The 19,851-nt window shown below is 42.1% G+C and carries 10 protein-coding genes and 1 tRNA gene; 8 read left to right on the top strand and 3 right to left on the bottom strand.

Features of this window, described 5'->3' with window-relative positions; translation table 11 throughout:
• Nucleotides 1-15 precede the first annotated feature (15 nt).
• The gene (gene xseA, locus ABZP26_RS12740; RefSeq protein WP_368485020.1) at nucleotides 16-1,350 is read right to left on the bottom strand and encodes an exodeoxyribonuclease VII large subunit; all 1,335 of its coding nucleotides are present in this window, start codon (nucleotides 1,348-1,350) and stop codon (nucleotides 16-18) included.
• Nucleotides 1,351-1,484: 134 nt separating this feature from the next.
• Here xseA and guaB point away from each other — a divergent pair, with 134 nt between their 5' ends.
• The 3 genes from guaB (at nucleotide 1,485) to ABZP26_RS12725 (ending at nucleotide 11,634) form a co-directional block, all read left to right on the top strand.
• Entirely contained in the window at nucleotides 1,485-2,954 is a 1,470-nt protein-coding gene (guaB, locus tag ABZP26_RS12735) for an IMP dehydrogenase (RefSeq protein ID WP_008110278.1), read from the top strand.
• A 105-nt stretch (nucleotides 2,955-3,059) separates the two neighbouring features.
• On the top strand, nucleotides 3,060-4,637 hold the full coding sequence (gene guaA, locus ABZP26_RS12730) for a glutamine-hydrolyzing GMP synthase (protein ID WP_010387703.1): 1,578 nt from the start codon (nucleotides 3,060-3,062) through the stop codon (nucleotides 4,635-4,637).
• Between the two features lie 1,909 nt (nucleotides 4,638-6,546).
• Nucleotides 6,547-11,634, top strand: a complete 5,088-nt coding sequence (locus ABZP26_RS12725) for a hypothetical protein (protein ID WP_368485019.1) — start codon at nucleotides 6,547-6,549, stop codon at nucleotides 11,632-11,634.
• Nucleotides 11,635-12,016: 382 nt separating this feature from the next.
• On the opposite strand, the gene ABZP26_RS12720 is transcribed toward ABZP26_RS12725, so the two are convergent.
• Nucleotides 12,017-13,144, bottom strand: a complete 1,128-nt coding sequence (locus ABZP26_RS12720; protein ID WP_368485018.1) for an FAD-dependent oxidoreductase — start codon at nucleotides 13,142-13,144, stop codon at nucleotides 12,017-12,019.
• A 102-nt stretch (nucleotides 13,145-13,246) separates the two neighbouring features.
• On the opposite strand from ABZP26_RS12720, the gene ABZP26_RS12715 reads away from it, so the two are divergent.
• The 4 genes from ABZP26_RS12715 (at nucleotide 13,247) to rimI (ending at nucleotide 15,212) form a co-directional block, all read left to right on the top strand.
• Nucleotides 13,247-14,149 (top strand): LysR family transcriptional regulator, encoded by a 903-nt coding sequence (locus ABZP26_RS12715; protein ID WP_096038701.1) that lies wholly within the window; start codon nucleotides 13,247-13,249, stop codon nucleotides 14,147-14,149.
• Nucleotides 14,150-14,335: 186 nt separating this feature from the next.
• Nucleotides 14,336-14,412, top strand: a tRNA-Trp gene (locus ABZP26_RS12710).
• 64 nt (nucleotides 14,413-14,476) lie between these two features.
• A complete protein-coding gene (locus ABZP26_RS12705; protein ID WP_010387704.1) occupies nucleotides 14,477-14,761 on the top strand; it encodes a hypothetical protein in 285 nt (94 codons plus the stop codon).
• Nucleotides 14,748-15,212 carry a ribosomal protein S18-alanine N-acetyltransferase gene (gene rimI, locus ABZP26_RS12700; protein ID WP_368485620.1) on the top strand — a complete coding sequence of 155 codons (465 nt, stop codon included), beginning with the start codon at nucleotides 14,748-14,750 and terminating at the stop codon, nucleotides 15,210-15,212. Before ABZP26_RS12705 ends, rimI begins: the two co-directional genes overlap by 14 nt.
• A 3-nt stretch (nucleotides 15,213-15,215) precedes the next feature.
• On the opposite strand, the gene ABZP26_RS12695 is transcribed toward rimI, so the two are convergent.
• Complete coding sequence (locus tag ABZP26_RS12695) at nucleotides 15,216-17,873, bottom strand: ATP-binding protein (RefSeq protein WP_368485017.1); 2,658 nt, start codon at nucleotides 17,871-17,873, stop codon at nucleotides 15,216-15,218.
• 347 nt (nucleotides 17,874-18,220) lie between these two features.
• Here ABZP26_RS12695 and prfC point away from each other — a divergent pair, with 347 nt between their 5' ends.
• Nucleotides 18,221-19,810 carry a peptide chain release factor 3 gene (gene prfC / locus ABZP26_RS12690; RefSeq protein WP_290191587.1) on the top strand — a complete coding sequence of 530 codons (1,590 nt, stop codon included), beginning with the start codon at nucleotides 18,221-18,223 and terminating at the stop codon, nucleotides 19,808-19,810.
• The last annotated feature ends 41 nt before the right edge of the window (nucleotides 19,811-19,851 follow it).

Below are 19,851 nucleotides of genomic sequence, written 5' to 3'. Positions count from 1 at the left end.
CGCTTAGCAATATGGCTAAGCTTCAACCTTTGAAATAACCTGGCCATCTACTAACTCAGTGATCAACACATCACCCACTTTTACATCTTCCACTGATTTAACCACTTTATTTTGCGCTGTTTTAGTAATGCTATAACCGCGCGCTAATACATTAAGGGGGCTGACCGAATCAAGCCGACTTGCTTGTAAGGCAAGCGTATTATTTGCGTGTTGTAGTTGCTGCTGCATCGCTTGATTTAACCTTGCATGGAGCTGTGCTAACTGATGGTTTGCATTTGCTAGCTTTTTATCTGGCGATTGGCGCATTAGGCGTGGAGTTAAATTAGCTAACACGCGTTCTTGTTGATATAAACGCTGACGCATTGCCTGTTGCAGTGCAATACTCAACTCATCTAAGCGTTGTGACTTTTGGTTTAGCTGATTGCGCGGGTGGCACAAATTTAAGCGATGCTGTAGCTGAGTTGCCAGTGCACGTCTATCGGCAATGTCGTGTTTAAATGCATTCGCTAAACGACCAATTAACTGATTAACCCTATTATGTAGCTCTTGTGTATTGGGACTTACGAGCTCTGCGGCTGCAGAAGGGGTTGCGGCGCGTACATCAGCGACATAATCGCTAATTGTGGTATCTATTTCATGGCCAACAGCGCTCACAATGGGTAGTGCGCTTTGATAAATAGCGCGAGCAAGGTGTTCATGGTTAAAGCACCATAAATCCTCTAATGAACCACCGCCGCGCCCGAGAATGATAACGTCGACTTCATTACGTAAATTTGCCAGCTCTATTTGCTTGATTAAATGGCCATGCGCTTCTTTGCCTTGCACCATCGCAGGATAAATAACCACTTCTAATTGCGGCGCGCGACGTTTTAGCACGGTTAAAATATCTTTAATTGCGGCGCCTGTAGGTGAGGTGATCACCCCTATTCGATTTATGTTTTGGGGCAGGGGTTTTTTATAAGCGGAGCTAAATAAGCCCTCTGCAGCCAAACGCATTTTTAGCGCGTCAAACTCTTGCTTAAGTTGCCCTTCGCCGGCAGGCTCCATATGTTCAACAATAAGCTGGTAGTCACCACGGGGTTCGTACAAAGATACACGTGCTTTAACGGTTACTTGTGCGCCGTTAATTGGTCGGTAACTTTGGTTGCGATTATTGCCTCGCCACATGGCGGCTTTAATTTGCGCTTTATCGTCTTTTAACGAAAAATACCAATGCCCAGAAGCAGGCGCAATAAAGTTAGAAATTTCACCGGTGAGTACTAAAGACGCAAAACCTTGTTCAAGTAAGGCACGTATTTCACGATTAAGGCGAGATACGGTATAAATCGTTTGCGAGGGCTTAGAAAACATAAAAACTACCAAAAAACATTTATAAATCTAGCTTATCATAAATAAATACAAAATATTATTTACTAGTGCCTACAACGCTGTTAAAATTTGGCCGCAATTCCTTATCTTAGATCCACATGTGAGAAGTTGCCAAAATGCTTAGAATCGCTAAAGAAGCTCTTACCTTTGATGACGTACTTTTAGTACCTGGTCATTCTACTGTTTTGCCACATACGGCAAATATTTCAACTCGCTTAACGCGTGGTATCAAACTTAACTTGCCGCTCATTTCAGCATCTATGGATACTGTTACAGAAGCTCGTTTAGCTATTGCCCTCGCGCAGGAAGGTGGTCTTGGTTTTATTCATAAAAACATGACCATTGCAGAACAAGCGAAAAATGTTCGTAAAGTTAAAACCTATGAAGCAGGTATTGTTTCATACCCTGTTACAGTAACGGCCGATCTGACTATTGCAGATGCTGTTGAATTGTCTCAGGAAAAGGGATTCTCAGGTTTTCCGGTCACCGATAGCGAAAATAACCTTGTAGGTATTGTAACTAGTCGTGATATGCGCTTTGAAACTAAGCTTGAACAGCCGGTTTCAACAGTGATGACGAAAAAAGAAAACCTAGTAACGGTTAAAGAGGGAACGGCTCGCGAAGATATCTTGAGCTTAATGCACGAACACCGCATTGAGAAGATTCTTGTGGTTGATGATGCGTTTAAACTTAAAGGCATGATCACCGTAAAAGATTACCAAAAAGCACAAGACAAACCAGATGCATGTAAAGACGAGCAAGGTCGTTTACGTGTAGGTGCTGCGGTAGGTGTTGGCGCAGGTACTGATGAGCGTATTGCTGCATTAGTTGAAGCCGGTGTTGATGTACTACTAATCGATACTTCTCATGGTCACTCACAAGGTGTTATTGACCGTGTTGCAGCGACTCGTCAAGCTTACCCTGATTTACAAATTGTTGCGGGTAACGTGGCAACTGCCGAAGGTGCTATTGCCCTTGCAGATGCCGGTGTTGATGCTGTTAAAGTAGGTATCGGCCCAGGTTCTATTTGTACTACACGTATTGTTACTGGTTGTGGTGTACCACAAATAACAGCTATTTCTGATGCGGTTGAAGGCCTTAAAGGTCGCGATATTCCAGTGATTGCCGATGGCGGTATTCGTTTTTCTGGTGATATTGTAAAAGCATTGGTTGCGGGTGCATCGTGTGTAATGGTTGGCTCTATGCTCGCGGGTACTGAAGAGGCACCAGGTGAAGTTGAACTTTATCAAGGTCGTTATTACAAGTCTTACCGTGGTATGGGTAGCCTAGGTGCGATGGATCAAAAAGAAGGGTCATCGGATCGCTACTTCCAAAAATCAAACCAAGCTGACAAGTTAGTACCAGAAGGTATTGAAGGTCGTGTTGCTTATAAAGGGCCAATTGCAACCATTATTCACCAACAAGTGGGTGGTCTTCGCAGTGCAATGGGCTTAACCGGTTGTGCCACAATCGAAGAGTTAAACACTAAACCACAGTTTGTACGTGTAACTTCTGCTGGTATGGGTGAGTCGCATGTTCATGATGTGCAAATCACTAAAGAAGCACCGAACTACCGTTTAGGCTAATCAGCCTTTAACAACTTGAAAAAAGTGGGCTAACCTTTGTTAGCCCTAATATAGTCACACAGCTTAAGCTGGTGGCGTTTAGCACCTGACTTTACGAGATACTTCATGAGCAAAGACATTCACGATTCACGAATCCTCATTTTAGATTTTGGTTCACAATACACGCAGTTAATCGCCCGTCGCGTGCGCGAAATTGGTGTTTATTGTGAGCTTTGGGCTTGGGATGTAACCGAAGAGCAAATTCGCGAGTTTAACCCACAAGGTATTATCCTTTCAGGTGGCCCAGAATCAACTACGCTTGAAAACAGCCCACGTGCTCCTGAGTATGTATTTAATGCAGGCGTTCCAGTACTTGGTATTTGTTACGGTATGCAAACTATGGCAACGCAGCTTGGCGGCCGTGTACATAGCTCAGATAAAAAAGAATTTGGTTACGCACAAGTTGAAAAAGTGGGTAACTGTGCATTATTTGATGCCATTGAAGATCACATTACTGATGGCGGTAATGGCGTACTAGATGTATGGATGAGCCACGGTGATAAAGTAATGGAAATTCCAGATACGTTTAAAACCACTGCTAAAACATCTACTTGCCCACATGCGGCAATGTCTAACGAAGAAAAACGCTTTTACGGCGTACAATTTCACCCAGAAGTAACCCACACACATCAAGGTCAACGCTTATTAGAGCGTTTTGCTATTGATATTTGTGGTTGTGAAAAATTATGGACGCCAGCAAAAATCATTGATGATGCTATTGAGCGTATCAAAGAAACCGTTGGCGACGACGAAGTTATTTTAGGCTTATCAGGCGGTGTAGATTCATCGGTTGTAGCTATGCTTATTCACCGTGCTATTGGTGAGCGCCTAACCTGTGTATTTGTTGATAACGGTTTACTTCGTTTAAACGAAGGCCAGCAAGTTATGGATATGTTTGGCAATAAGTTTGGCTTAAACATCGTTAAAGTAGATGCCGAAGATCAATTTTTAAATGACTTGGCAGGTAAATCAGATCCTGAAGATAAGCGTAAAGCTATTGGCCACACGTTTATTAATGTATTTGATGAGCAAGCTAAAAAGCTTAAAAACGCGAAATGGCTAGGCCAAGGTACAATTTACCCTGACGTAATCGAATCAGCGGCATCAGCGACTGGTAAAGCACACGTGATTAAATCGCATCATAATGTGGGCGGCTTACCAGATGACATGCAAATGGGCTTAGTAGAGCCATTACGTGAGTTATTTAAAGATGAAGTACGTAAAATTGGTTTAGAGCTAGGTTTACCGTACGATATGCTTTACCGTCACCCATTCCCAGGGCCAGGTTTAGGTGTGCGTGTACTTGGCGAAATCAAAAAAGAGTACTGTGATTTACTTCGCCGCGCAGATGCTATCTTCATTGAAGAGCTTCACAAAGCAGAGCTTTACCATAAAGTAAGCCAAGCGTTTACTGTATTCTTACCGGTTAAGTCGGTAGGGGTTATGGGTGATGCACGTAAGTACGATTGGGTTGTTTCACTTCGTTGTGTTGAAACCATCGACTTTATGACTGCACGTTGGTCACATTTACCGTATGAGTTTTTAGGTGTGGTTTCTAACCGTATCATTAACGAAATCGACGGTATCTCACGCGTTGTTTACGATATTTCAGGAAAACCACCTGCCACTATCGAGTGGGAATAGACTTGGTTGTAAAAACCTAATCTAGTTTCTGTTAGATAAAAAAAGGCCAGTCAGTATTTCTGACTGGCCTTTTTAATGAATTTTTACTTTCCTAAAAAACCTTGCGGAGATATTAGTTTTCGTTGTAGTGCTGGCTTCTATTTTTAGGGCTGTGGCTGCGTAACACTGGGCACTGCCTGAAGATGAAAATCATTGCTGACAAAATGGAGGTATTCCAAAATAGGTTGAAGATGGTAGGGCGAGTTTATGATGGTTCGGTCGATCAAATCGACAAAATAAGACGCTGGCCCTTTGGTCGCCGTACGTAGTCAGTGATGATGTACCGATCTAACTAGCCGATCTACAGTTCATCAACCAAGAAAATGCCCTGCAAATTTTACTCGTCGTGAAGAAGGTAATCACCTATATTTTCTCGACCTTCTGCTAACTCACCGAGCGATTTTTAAGAAGCGTTGTATAACAACTTAGAATGGGGTAAGTGATATGGTTAACATTGAAGTACCTTTGAATGGTGTATTGACTAATAATAATTTGAGTGTCACATAAATACAGATTAAATCAGAAGCTGAACTGGAGTTGATACCTCTTGGGAAATTTGACCGTTAGATAGAGTGCAAAAGTGGTAGCTAACAGAAAAGTTTTAAAGTGATATAGTAATATAATACTGTCTTTTGTGCTGTAGCATTCTTGATTATTTATAATGTACTCTACTGATTAAAAATAATTTAATATCAATGAGCTATAAAGAAATCGGATCAAAAGCAAAATGGTAACTAAGCAGAGTAAGTTCAGTTTCACGACCGTTAATTGCTGAAGAAAAAGTGGGCTCAGACGTTGAGCCAAAGCTGAACTAAAACGTCGACGAGTAGTAAGAACTTAGTTGTATAGGCAGCAATTAAAAACGAGGAATTATCAGATAAGGTTTGAACGACTATATATCAGATAGATTAAAATACGCTTATGCGCCTTTGGCTTTTTAGGCTAATGTCTATTAATAGCTCTTAGTCTTTGCGAGCTTCGAGCCCTTTAACCTATTAAACTGTTCTTTCTGCTAAGGGTAAAAACTCTAATACATAAAGCGAGTAAGGTAACGGGTATTTCGACTCGCTCGTCCTGATCGTCAACGCAACTGACTTAACCAAATCGAGCCTAGGCTATGATTATAACATTACCGATCAGCTCCGAGAGACTTCGAATATAAAAATACGCATAAAACCATAGATAAAGATGATCACAGTCGTTTACATACGATTCTTTTTTGACATCTGGATGTACCGTCACTGATATATCAGGTGTGGTAGCGGTGGAACGTTCTTCAATTAATCGGTGTGCCTGTTGGTACACTGAATGTGTGGCTTATAAGTTTGTTGGGCTCAGTCGCTGGCGATTAAATATCCCCTGTGTGGGTAGCTTATGTTACAGGATTTGCTCAAAGGAAAATGCTGGATTCAGAGCTAAAAGCAAGCCTATCGCCTCGACACTGAAGAGGGCGGGTGTGAAGAAACGCAAGGCGCTAAGACAATAGTGTTAAATCAACGTTGGTCTATGGAATTTGTGTCATACCAGCTTAGTAATGGTAGGCACTTTTGGAGGGAATGTGGTGGATAATTACTCGCTGGAATGGTCGGTCAGTTGGTTTCTGTAACCACCAGTGGCAGGCACATCACAAGACTCCAAGGCTAGTTTATCTAAGAGTGTGGCAACCCTAATAAGCTGAACTGCGAGAACAGGACTTAATTTAACAGTAAGATCGTGTTCTTTTGATTCATGAAAAAGGGACAAATTGCAGAGTTTTAATTTTGAGTCTAGTATCAATTTAGGTTATCGAAGTTTTAAGTTTGATTATGCTTTTTAGGCTTAAATAATCTTAAAACTTTGTATCTTTTTTATGATAAGGATACTGTTACTTATGAAATTGCCTAGTCAAGGTTTTGGTTTACTTTTAATGCTATTCTTTCTAGTGGCCTGTGACCGAACCTCAGTGTCTTCAGATACAAGTAAAGAATTTACAATTGAGTTGGTCCGAGCGCCTTTATCCGTAGAAGTGGGTCAATCTGCAGTGATTGAGGTTCAGTTACAACAAAATGGACAAAATATTGATGGCGCGAGTTACCTTTGGATGGAAGAGAGTGTATTACCACTTGGCTTAGTTAGTAATAGTAACCAAGGGTTCTTTGTAGCACCGTCAAATATTGAGCAAGCTAGCATTCGTGTAACAGCTAGTTTCTCAGGTATGTCGCTAAGCAAGGATATCACCATAGACATTACCTCACCGGTTGACGTTATTGGAGATGTTGAGTCATTAGAGGTTACAGGCCCAACGGAAGTTTCTTCTGAACACAAGGTCATTTTAAATGCGGCTTATACGGTTAATGGGTTGGTTGATAGTGACAAGGAGATAAGTTGGGAACTATTAAGTGAACAAACAGTATCTTGGCAACAAATAGATAATCGAGTCGAGGTTACAGCACCTAATGTTTTTCAGGACACAGAGTTATTTTTCTCAGCACAAACTGAAGACGCCAGCGGCTTGTTGTTTGATACGATTGTGGTTCTCACGGTTAAGCCAACGGGCATCAGCTTTGTTAACCAGATTAATACTGGAACGGGCAAAGTTGATGCAAACTCTCAATCGTCACATACAGTTAAGCAAAGCACTTCAGGGCAGACAGTCCACTTAACAGCAAAAGCCGAAAAGTCTGGTGGCGGTGGAAGCTTCACCTATGAATGGCAGCAAGTGAGCGGTACCACAGTAGACTTAATAGACAGTGCCAGCCAAACCACATCTTTCATTGCGCCTAAGCAGCCGGGAAAACTCGAATTTAAAGTAACAGCTACGGAAGTCAGTAGCGGGAAAAGCACATCACAGACACAGCTAGTAGAAATAAAGCCTGGACCTTTACAGCCTCAGCAAGGTGCTAAGCATCAAGTATACAATGGTCATGGTTCTGTTAGTTTGACTGCCGAGGTTAATGGTGGCACGGGGCCTTTTACCTATAAATGGACGCAAACAAAAGGTCCAGACGCTATGATAAGTAGTGTTAATGGAAAAACTACCGAGGTTACGCCGCCAGAGGTTACAACCGATACCGATTTTCAATGGGTAGTACAAGTAACTGATGCCGATGGCCATCAAGTGAGTATTACACACGATATTCAAGTGAAGGCAACTGCGCCTTTGTCGGTACAGATTATTAAACCAAAGGGCTGCACCACCAACTGTTTAGTTGAAGAAGGGGATTTTGTGTATCCTGCAGCAACTATCACCAGTACGCTTGATCGTGTATCAGTGTTGTGGGAGAGTAGCGATGTTGCCTTTACAGATGCGACAACAGAGCACCCTGTGTTTGTTGTGCCAAATGTCAATTCAGAAACAGGTATTAGAGTCAATGTTACTGTGACAGATGGCACCAATACTGTTTCCGATTCGCTACTTTATACCGCTAAACCTGTATTTAAGCTGGCACCTCATCAAAACCAAATAGGTAGTCACTTGGCAACAGGCCCTGGAGTCAGTACAGCAGCTCCTGTTCAGGTAGAATCCGGCAAAACTTTTAAACCAAGCATCGATGTCCATGTCCCCCCTTTAGATAACGGGGCATCTCTTTCTTACCTATGGACGGTGATTGAGCCAAATCCAAAACCTAATGACTTGATAATTGCTGGTGACAATACAGCTCAGCCCATCATTAATGCGCCATCAGTAAGCAGTAATACCAACATTAAGCTTCAGGCAACCATTACCTATACCTCACCTGAAGGTAAGGTGATTACTAAAACTACTGATACTCAGTTTCAGGCAGTACCTGTTAATGCGCCAAGCAAACCCACACTTGCGCTCAGTATGGCTGGGCATGAAAGCGTATACAGTGGTCATGTGGTGCACCCAAAAACGACAGTGATGAACGCCAGTGGTCCCTTAAACTATCAGTGGGCGCAATTAAGTGGCCCAACCATTACGATTGCAGATGATAAAACGGATTCGCCAAGTTTCACCGCTCCTAGTGTGAGCGGCCATCAAGATATTGTAATAGAAGTCGAAGTGAGCGATGGGTCAGCCTTAGCAAAAGCACAAATGACTGTGACAGTTGATCCAGTAGTCGCACCACCGAAGTTGCCGTTAATGGTAACCGCCTCTAATGATGCGACCGTAACTGCAAATGAGACAGTGAAGCCGAGAGTCAGTCTTGGCAACACCTTTGGTTCACTCAGTTATTTATGGGTAGAAACCACTAGTATAGGCATTAGCCTTACAGATCCAAACACCGCTACTCCAAGCTTTATCGCACCGAATGGCCCTGCTACTGTGACCCTTGAAGTGATAGTAAATGATACGGCTAACGGCTCTGCTACCGATAGTGTCACTTACCATGTGAACAATGTTTTGCAAGTAACAGCTGGTGCAGCAACACGCACATTGGCTGAAGGTAATACCCTCAATTTATTGGCATCGGCTAAAGATGCCGATGGTGCGGTAAGCTATGCATGGACTCTTGCTGATGCCGGCACAACATCACTGACGAAAACAAGCATTATCAACGGATCCTCATCGAATGCAAGCTTAGATCTTCCCAATGTGGATGCTGATACTACGATCAAACTGCAAGTTACGGCAACGGATTCGGTCAATACGGCTACCGCCACGGTTGCAGTGACCATTCAAGATCGCCACATGAGTGTCGACTTGGGCGCCGACTTTGATTTATCACCCTCGCAAACGGGGTACTTAAATGCGAATGTTGCAGGAGGGAAACCGCCCTACACCTATAGTTGGACAGATGATACGAATGCCGCACTAAGCAGTATCAGTGATGCGAACCCATCATTTATCGCGCCGTCTCTGACCCATGAAGTAGAGCTTAACTACAACCTGACGGTAATCGACAGTTTGGGTAATACGGCTAAAGATAGCGTTGTTGTGACCGTACCCGCTTTACCTTTACTGGTCAGCGCTGGTAATGATTTTTCTATTGCTGAAAGTTTAAGTGATGTGCAGTTGCACGGCAGTGTGCAACATGCCAATGAACCAGTTTATACTTGGACGCAGATTTCAGGCTCAGATGTCACCCCTTTAAAAAATGCAAATACTTTGAATGCATCATTTACCTCTCCAGCTAAAGCTGCGGGCACCAGCGAAGACCTGGTATTTGAACTCTCGGTTACTAGTAATGGTCGAGTCAAAAAAGACCAAGTAACAGTTACAGTGCAAGGCCAGCCCGATATATCGGCACATGTTACTCCTGTTCTTTATGTCAATGAAGGACAAATCGTTAGTTTAGTCGGTACGGTGATCGATGCAGACTCAAGCAGCCCTGCAACGGTGCAAAGTTTAACGTGGAGCCAACTTCCTACGGCGGCCAGTACCATTACGCTCAGCAATAGCAGCGTCAAGGGCGATGTTCGCAGTTTAACCAGTACCTTTATCGCTCCAGCCTATGGAAACGAGAACCAATATATCTTCACTTTTGCCGCACAAGGAACAGGTAATAAAATATCACAAACGGCGATGGTGGAAGTATTGGCTGCGCCTAGTATTAGTGCTGGTGCTGATCTGCGCGTGCGCGCAGGGCAAACAGTTATTCTAAATGCAACGGGCAGCAGTCTCGCCAGTTATCAATGGACGCAAACGGCAGGAATACCAATAGTTGCGCTAAGTGGTGCCAATCAATATAACGCCTCATTTACGGCACCTGATGTGACGAGCGATACAACGCTCACTTTTACTGTGGTCGGGATGCCAATAGTAGGTGGTGCTTCGCAGCAAGACATGATAAATGTCGTGGTTTATGAACCGACTATTGTTGTAATGCCAAAAAGTGCAACAGACATAACCTTAACTGAAGGTGATCCAAAGTTAGATGTTACTGTAGATTTTATAAGCAGCGTAGGTTCTGCACCGATAACGCCAACGACTATTTCGTGGACCGTTACTCCGAGTACCGCGCCAGCCGATACCTTCGCTCCTCTGAATGCAGCTACCATTAGCATCAACCCGCAAACAGGCACTGCTGGTACCTATAAACTCGACATAGTAGCTGGTGATACGCCAGATCATTATCAGGCTGGCAACCAAAGTTATACAGTGCTGATCAAACCAGCAGCTCCGGCAACTTTACCGTTAGTCGACAGTGGCAAACTGACAGCCGCACTTAAAACCATAAACGCGGATCTGACTTCGCTAAATGGTATCGATAAGTTAGTAAGTTTGCATGCACCGGTAATTACTGGTGGCACACCACCCTACACCTATAGCTGGACACCACCAGCCAAAGGCGTGGTGCTAAGTGGTGAAACAACCGACAACCCAACGGCAACCATTAGCAAACCTGCGAGTGAATGCACCTATATCGGAGGGGATATTACGCTGACGGTCACTGATACTAAAGGTCAAACGGTCAGCGCCACCTTGCCTATAAAAAACAGCCGTGGAGGAGATGCGGTTAACCCAACACCGACATCACCAGTATCATGCGATGTGTGCCGTGGACCGAAATTTATCTGCGAGCGCTCGCACAAGACTGCTGTTTGTGGCTCTGATGCTGCTGGTAATCCTGAATCATTGGCTTCCGCTGAGTTTTACAAATATCAATATTGCATCAATGATGTCGAAAACCTCATTGATGGATCACGTTATGTGACACGTCGATGTGCCACCGCTGAAACAGTGAATAAAGAGTTGGAGAGTCGGGCAAAAAACTCTGCATGGTTAGGTAAACTCATTTCCGTTGGCACTGACCCCGCTGTTGGCTGTCAGCAGTATAACGTGCACGATTTACAAGATGCGCACTTTAGTTGCTCCTTCATTTGTAAAGGTAAAGTCGGTGGTGGCTTCGAATCAGGTGGCGCTCGCGGGTGTAATATTGAAACCGTACCGGTAGTCAACCACAATTCCATACAATTACTAGAGAGCGATTACCCAGTGCCAACAGTGCCGGCCACTATTCCTGGCACAGGCTCACCAGGTGCTTGTCCTAACGGCATTCAACCTGCTATGTAAATAGCCTATTACATAAAGTTCCCCACACATCAGAGAGTGTGGGGTTTTATCTCGAGCTTTGTAGCAGTCAACTAATTCCCGACAGTAAGTTAAGCCGATTCACGGCCTAAACAGAATTATCGTCTCCATTATATCGATGGACGGTATCGATTGTAATAGTGGATATATGAACCCTTTGAGGCTTCTTGCTGGTAACCAATGTTTTGATGCGCTATCTAAAATGTACAGCGACAAGTTGGCGACACAAGGTGGATAGAACCACTTCTGATCCGCGGAGGCTTAGTATTAAAGAGAAACAAGAACTTCGTCGTGATATGACAGAATTTTCTACTTGGGCCAAAACCCGCTTTTTTGAAGCGGGTTTTTGTTATTTAGACGGTTATCATTTGGTATGAGTTAAGTTTATTCCTTGCATATAGAGTTGACTGAGCTCTTCTGCGGATATACTTGGTGCATCTGTGGCCGAGTTAGATGATTGTTTAAAGATATGCTGGGCTACTAGTCTACCCATGTTTTGGGCGCTGGAGGTTTTATGAATACGAGTTTCATAAAACCTCTTCAAAATAACATTGAGGCTACATTTTGTCTTAAATAATTGAGCTAGGTGCCAAGCATCTTCAAGCGCTTGGCTAGCACCTTGCCCCGATGTGGGTAAGGAAGCATGTGCAGCATCTCCGATAATAATGAGATTCTCATTGTGCCAACAGGGAAGTGGGTCGATATCATGTACAAATATGCGTTTTAAACTGCGTGGATTATAGCTATTAAGTACCTGTTGAACTTTTTTAGGCCAATCCTGAAAACGCTCATGCATTTCTTCAAACCACTGCTCCATTGATTTCGTTTTATCAAGTTCACTAGGCCATGCAGCAGCCCAGTAACAATGTTGGTTTGCTACAGGTACTATACCAAAGCGTTCATTATTATCTCTAAAGTCATGAATTGTCTGCTCAAAAGGAGTTAGGTCAATTTCACTGATGCCTATTACATTAATGAAGCCTTGGTATTTAGTTGGCATAGGCACTTTATACAGATACTCTCGAGCTTTCGACTGCATTCGTCCATCGCAGCCTACTACAAGGTCAAACTTATCTTTTAATTGCGCAACGACCTGAGTATTGACGGCTTGGTTGAAGTGAATAGTGGCACCCAGTTTCTCTAGTCGCTCGGCGAGTATCTTTATTAAGTCACGACGTAATATGCTAATAGTTGGAAAGCCGCACAGAGAGTTTAGTGTTTGAATATTAAACTCACCCAATTGAGTGGCTTGTTTGTCGTACTGTTGCATAGCAACTGGCTGACCCCCACACTGGGTGAAATTATCTATTAGACCTAGCTGCTCAAGCACAAAGGTCGCATTAGGCCATAACGTAACACCGGCACCGATTGTAGAAAAACTGTTGTTTTTTTCGAATAAGGTAACCTTGATACCTTGTTTTCTTGCAAATATCGCTAACGCAAGGCCAGCAATACCTGCACCTATAATGGCTATATGTTTAATTGAACTCATTTAAATCTTCCCAGTTTTTAAGAAAAAAGTGATTATCACTGGTCCAATAAACAGGATAAATATGGTAATTTTGGTTTGTAAATCCCATTTTATGAGATAGTTTTGCTAAATAATATTGAATTACAGTGGCTTCTTAGCTTCCAGAAAGTATTTGAACAATTAAGTTTTAAGCGGGCTGCTGAGCTGTGCCAAATTCCCAAATCAAATGTGAGCCGTCATGTTGCACTTTTAGAACAAGCGTTGAATGTAAGGCTATTAGAACGTACAACACGAAAAATGGTCGCGACAGAAGCGGGAGAACTTCTTTACCAAAACTTAACTCCGCTGCTTGTTGCGATGAGGGATGTTTTACAAGAAACCTATCAAAATAGTGATTTAGTTTCAGGGCATTTAAAAGTCATTACACCTGATTTACCGTTTTTGGCAGAGGCTATGGCTGAGTTTTGTTATAAACACCCTAACATTCAGTTAAGTTGTGATACTCAGCTTAATCCCGAAGAAGGGCTATTAGAAGGGTTTGATGTAGTGATACGTTTTGGACGAGGCCCTGTGGAGGATTCTGGATGGGTTGCAAAAGAGCTGGTTCGTTGGCCAAGTTGTGTCGTAGCTTCTCCTTTTTTACTAGATAAACATCCTAAACCAAATTCAACGACTGAACTTGGTAAGCTTCCCTGTATTACAAGCTTATCAGTCTTACAAGGAATGCCATGGAAATTCAAACGAGCAGGCACAGTTAATGTTGCATCCCGTTACAAAGTTAATAGTGGGCATATGGCAAAATCCGCTGCACTAAAAGGGCTAGGTTTTGCGATACTTCCTTTTGAAGCGTGCAGACAAGAGCTAGAAGAAGGGCAGTTAACAAAAATAGATTCCTTAGCTGATGAGCCTGAAGATTTGGTTTTGTATGCTTTTTATTCTGGACGTAGATATCCGTTCAAAAAAGTAAAAGCATTCCTTGAGTACCTTCAACTTGTTATTCAGCAACATTATCTTTCGAGCGAATGAAGCGCTTTAAATTATTATAACTGTGTTTGGCCCTTTTACTTTTTACAGATAGCTTGGGTATGTTTAAAAAAGAGCTTTATTAGCTTGCTAATTCGCCGTTTTGTTTATTTTGAAAGCAATTGAACTGCAAACCGTGTTTTTTTACTTTACCTTTATAAAAAGCTCTATATAATTCATCGTCATTGCAGGGGCGTAGTTCCAATTGGTAGAACAGCGGTCTCCAAAACCGACGGTTGGGAGTTCGAATCTCTCCGCCCCTGCCATTTCTTCTTTACATCGTTTTGATTACTTCCTATATTATTCATCTTACTAATCCATCGAGTTGTTATGCATTCACGTTACGCATCTGTTTTTGGTATAGAAAAGCTTGAACTTAATCAACACTTTCGCCCAGCTCAAGCTGAGTTGTCAGCGACTTCATCGTTAATACTCTGTGATACATTAAAAGATGATATTGAGCGTGCCTTTGCGCCTGTAACAATAAACTCAATTGTTAAATCGTCAACCATTGAGTTTAGTGAGCAACAATTAGGCCTGCCTGATTCTAACCTAACCTGTGCGCAAAAACGTGCGTTATGGGCTTTAATGAGTGAACACCTTGATACACTTTAAGCCGGTTACCGATGAGAATATCAATGAGCTGATGGCCATTGAAAATGCCTGTCATACACACCCTTGGACGTTAAAAACAATGCAGTCGTGTTTGCAGGGGCGCTATTTTAATTTAGCTGCGTTCGATGACGAGCAAATGATAGGCTTTTACATTGGTGAAAAAGCAGGGCCCGATTTTACCTTAATGGATATTTGTGTCGCCCCGAGCTTTCAGGGACAAGGATTTGCTAAGCAGTTATTAACGCAGTTTATAGCGTACGGCGAGCAACACAGTGCCGAAAACTTATTTTTAGAAGTACGCGAATCTAATACGCGGGCGATTGCTTTGTATGAGCGTGCGGGCTTTATTGAAATGTCAGTACGTAAAAATTATTACCCCAGCGATGCGCCAAATAAAAATGGCTTTGAAGATGCGATTTTAATGGGCATGGCACTGGGTTTAAATTTTTAATGATTACTTATTAGCGATGGCTTGTTCTATTGCTGTAATGAGTTCTACAACGCGTTTTTCTCTTTGAGTCATATCATTGCCTTTTAAACTTTGCTCAAGCGCTGATGCGCTATGGTAAATATCATCAAAGTTAAAACAACCAGCACTGCCCTTAATACTGTGGGCAAGTGCGCGTAGTGTTTCGCAATCTTGGTTGTTATAAAGGGTTTTTATCTGCTTTAAGTAATCAGGTAAACTTGCCAAATAATTAGCATTTATTTGCTGAAATTTCTCACTTTTTAATAAGCTATCCCACTTATTTTGATTATCGCGTTCAAGGTGTAAATAGCTGACTAATACATTTTCTAGTGCGTCTTTATCAATGGGTTTACCAAGCGCTTTGTTACAGCCTGCTTCAAGGTAAGTATCTATATCATGGTTCATGACATTTGCGGTCAGGGCGATAATTGGGCCATCGTAGGCGGCATCTCTGAGCATTTTAGTTGCTTCTAAGCCGCCCATAACCGGCATTTGCATATCCATGATTATAAGCTGGTAGTCGTTCACTAGTGCCATTTCTACTGCTTGTGCGCCATTATTGGCTATATCAGGCTCTAACCCCCATGTTTGAAGGAGTAATTTTATCAGCAACTGATTATCGGGGTTATCTTCTGCCACTAAAATATGCGCATCAAAGTTATTGGTTGCAAAAGAAAGTTGCGGGTCTTTTTCGGGTGATAGCTGAGAGTGTTCAGTCAAAAGCAGGTTACTACTAAGCCCATTACCTAAATGACAATCTATATCGATAGTAAAACAACTACCCACACCCACTTCACTGGTGACGCTGACATCGCCACCGAGCAGCTGAGCCAAATTTTTTGAAATACATAGCCCTAATCCTGTACCACCAAATCGGCGTGTGGTTGTGGCATCAGCTTGTTCAAATGGCGTAAATAATCGACTTATTTGGTTTGCCGACATGCCTATACCGGTGTCTTCAACTATAAATGTAAGAATTTTTGGTGCTTGGTATTTAGCGGTTATTGTAACCTGACCTTGCTCAGTAAATTTAACTGCATTACTGGCAATATTAATCAGTATTTGTTTTAAACGAGTAACGTCACTATTTATGGTATGTGGTAATGGTAGCGAATAATTAATTGTAAATGAAAGCTGTTTCTCTTGTGCTAAAGGTTTAATGATTGATTCAACATCATGAATAAGCTGCACAACATTTAATGGTGTTTGCTCAACAGCGAGTTTTTCGGCTTCAATTTTTGATAAATCGAGGATGTTATTAATAAGCTCTAATAAATGTTTTGAATTACGAAGAATAGTGCCTAAATGATGTTTATCGTTTGTTTTCTTATCGCTATGCAGTAGTTGCTCGGTAAAACCCATAATGGCAGTGAGTGGAGTGCGAATTTCATGGCTCATATTGGCTAAAAAACGACTCTTAAGCTGGTTTGCTTGCTCTGCTTGAGCGATGGCTGTTTCAAGCTTACTATTCATTGATTCAAGTGCCTTAGTACGGCTCTCTACTTTGTCTTCTAAGTGATGCTTATATTCTTCTAGCTGCTCTTGATAGTGCTTAATTTGGTTAATCATGTGATTAAAGTCGTTAAACAGTATGCCTACCTCATCGGTTGTATAAGCAGGCAGTGTGACTGAAAGGTCGCCATCACCTACTCGGTGACTTGCTTCACCTAGTAATTCAATTGGGTTAAGCAGTAAATTGCGCACCACAATAAAAATTAAGATCGGTAGGGTGATCACAGAAATAATTACAATTAGCCCAGTGATGACACTAATTGCTTTACCTGATTGATACAGTACCGCTTTAGGAATGGTCGACACATAATAGTAGCCGCCACTCATTTGGGCTGCGAAAATCAATCGTTCTATTTTATCAACGCTCGAAAGCTCAATGGTTGATAAGCTGCCAATATCAGCTAGGTCATTAATTTTATTAAGTTCATACTCACTAACATAGTGGCCACGCATTTTGTAATCAGAGCTAAATAAAATTTTACCATCACTGGCCAGTAACAAATTTAAGGTGTTGTTATAAGGGGCTTCTAAAATACTGGTGTTTAAAATCGAAGGTTCGACCTTAAGGACAATAAAACCAAGTTGTTGTGGGCGTTTTAAATAGTAGTCAACGCTGTATATGCGTTGCACAAAATATAAGTTGGTGGTGCCATCTTCTTTTTGCACCATAAACTGCTGCTGGCTTAAATTGCTTTGTATGACTTGGTCAAAAAACGGATAAGACTTGGGCGCTACGGTTAAATTACTGGAGTAATAGGCATCACTTTCACCGGTTTTTGAGACTAAATTAATACTAATAATATCAGGGTAGGCTTCACTGTAACTGGCAAATACATCCATTAACGCCCCAAGGCGATAGGTATAGCTGGCGTCTTCAAATAAATCTTTAGCTAAAAAGTCACTTAGTACCGGTGAGGCAGAGAGTAACTTAGCCGTTGCATGAAAAGAGTCTATATAGTTGAATACTTTTTGCTGTTGTTGCTCTACAAAGCGACTCATGATCAAGTCAGCTTGTTTTTGCGTAGAGTTAGTTACATTAGTGAGCGTAAACCCACCTAAAAATAACAACGGCAGTATAACCAGTGGAGTTATATACCATAATAATCGAATACTTAGCTTACTGGTTTTCATTACCCAACATCAAATCCTCCATGTAATCGAACAATAATATGATTTACAGAACCATTACTCAAGCTTGGTGTTAAGTTAGTGGGCAATTTATAGCGTTATTGTTAATAATCGCTGAAAACACCAAACTTAAAAAAGATCCGTTAATAACCAACCATTGATTGTTTATAAAGCCAAGATCAGCGAAAATAGTCTTCAATTACGATTAACTTAACGGATAGCGTCACAAGAGCTAATTTGGGTTCTTGTTGGGGTATGTTGCGCTTTCTAGGTTAGCTTGTTTTTAGCCTTGAAAGCTCAGCATACTAAAATACAAATACATCCGTATATCAACTAAAAGAACCTTTTTAATGGCAGACCAAAATCTCCTTAGCGAAATTAATAAACGCCGTACCTTTGCGATCATCTCGCATCCGGATGCGGGTAAAACCACTATCACAGAAAAAGTATTGTTATTCGGACAAGCAATTCAAAAAGCCGGAACAGTAAAAGGGCGTGGCTCTAATCAGCATGCTAAGTCTGATTGGATGGAAATGGAAAAAGAGCGTGGTATTTCTGTGACTACCTCAGTAATGCAATTTCCATATAACAATGCGTTAGTTAATTTACTTGATACTCCAGGACACGAAGACTTCTCTGAAGATACTTACCGTACATTAACCGCGGTAGATTCGTGTTTAATGGTGATAGATGCCGCCAAAGGTGTAGAAGAACGTACCCGTAAGTTAATGGAAGTAACACGTCTGCGCACCACGCCGATTGTTACCTTTATGAATAAATGTGACCGTGATATTCGCGACCCAATGGAACTACTCGACGAAGTAGAAACAGAGCTAAATATTGCCTGTGCACCTATTACGTGGCCAATTGGCTGTGGTAAAGAATTTAAAGGTGTTTACCATATCCATAACGAAGAAACTATTTTATACAAAACAGGCCAAGGCCATACTATTCAAGAAGTGCGTAGCATTAAAGGACTTGATAACCCAGAGCTTGACCAAGCGATTGGTGATGAACTTGCAGCCCAGTTACGTGACGAGTTAGAGCTGGTTATTGGTGCATCACACGAGTTTGATTTAGATCTGTTCTTAGCGGGTGAGTTATCGCCTGTGTACTTTGGTACTGCACTTGGTAACTTTGGTGTAGATCATGTTCTAGATGGACTGACTGAATGGGCGCCAACGCCTTTACCTCGTGAAACAGAAGACCGCCAAGTTGTAGCCACAGAAGATAACTTCACTGGGTTTGTATTTAAAATTCAGGCCAACATGGATCCAAAACACCGTGACCGTATTGCCTTTATGCGTATTGTGTCGGGTAAATACAGCCAAGGCATGAAAATGAATCATGTGCGTATAGGTAAACAAGTGAGTATTTCTGATGCGGTAACCTTTATGGCGGGCGATCGTGAGCGTGCAGCTGATGCTTACGCTGGTGATATTATTGGTTTACATAACCACGGTACGATTCAAATTGGTGATACCTTTACCCAAGGCGAAAAAATTAAGTTCAGCGGTATTCCAAACTTCGCCCCTGAATTATTCCGCCGTATTCGTCTGCGCGATCCATTAAAACAAAAACAGCTATTAAAAGGACTGGTACAGCTTTCAGAAGAGGGCGCAGTACAAGTATTCAGACCATTAATTAATAATGACTTAATTGTAGGTGCGGTAGGTGTGTTGCAGTTTGACGTGGTGGTAGCGCGTTTAAAAGCTGAATATAACGTTGATGCAATTTACGAAAGCGTGAATGTAAATACAGCCCGTTGGGTTAGCTGTGATGATGTTAAAAAGTTTGAAGAATTTAAACGTAAGTGCGAAAGCAACTTAGCACTTGATGGTGGCGATAATTTAACTTACATCGCGCCGAGTCGTGTAAATCTTAACTTGTCGACAGAGCGTTACCCTGAAGTGACATTTAATCACACGCGTGAAAACTAGCACTTAGCCTCTAGAATTAACACAAAGCCTGCTTTGGCGGG

The organism is Pseudoalteromonas sp. SD03 (genome assembly GCF_040937955.1).
Lineage (GTDB): Bacteria > Pseudomonadota > Gammaproteobacteria > Enterobacterales > Alteromonadaceae > Pseudoalteromonas > Pseudoalteromonas tetraodonis.
Note: the sequence above shows the minus strand (reverse complement) of the source record. Positions and strands in the feature narration are given on the sequence as shown.

Bases quoted from the DNA above. Each gene is read 5' to 3' on its own strand.
- ABZP26_RS12695 (WP_368485017.1), bottom strand. From the start codon at position 17,873: ATGAAAACCAGTAAGCTAAGTATTCGATTATTATGGTATATAACTCCA.
- ABZP26_RS12720 (WP_368485018.1), bottom strand. From the start codon at position 13,144: ATGAGTTCAATTAAACATATAGCCATTATAGGTGCAGGTATTGCTGGC.
- ABZP26_RS12725 (WP_368485019.1), top strand. From the start codon at position 6,547: ATGAAATTGCCTAGTCAAGGTTTTGGTTTACTTTTAATGCTATTCTTT.
- ABZP26_RS12705 (WP_010387704.1), top strand. From the start codon at position 14,477: ATGCATTCACGTTACGCATCTGTTTTTGGTATAGAAAAGCTTGAACTT.
- guaA (WP_010387703.1), top strand. From the start codon at position 3,060: ATGAGCAAAGACATTCACGATTCACGAATCCTCATTTTAGATTTTGGT.
- prfC (WP_290191587.1), top strand. From the start codon at position 18,221: ATGGCAGACCAAAATCTCCTTAGCGAAATTAATAAACGCCGTACCTTT.
- xseA (WP_368485020.1), bottom strand. From the start codon at position 1,350: ATGTTTTCTAAGCCCTCGCAAACGATTTATACCGTATCTCGCCTTAAT.
- guaB (WP_008110278.1), top strand. From the start codon at position 1,485: ATGCTTAGAATCGCTAAAGAAGCTCTTACCTTTGATGACGTACTTTTA.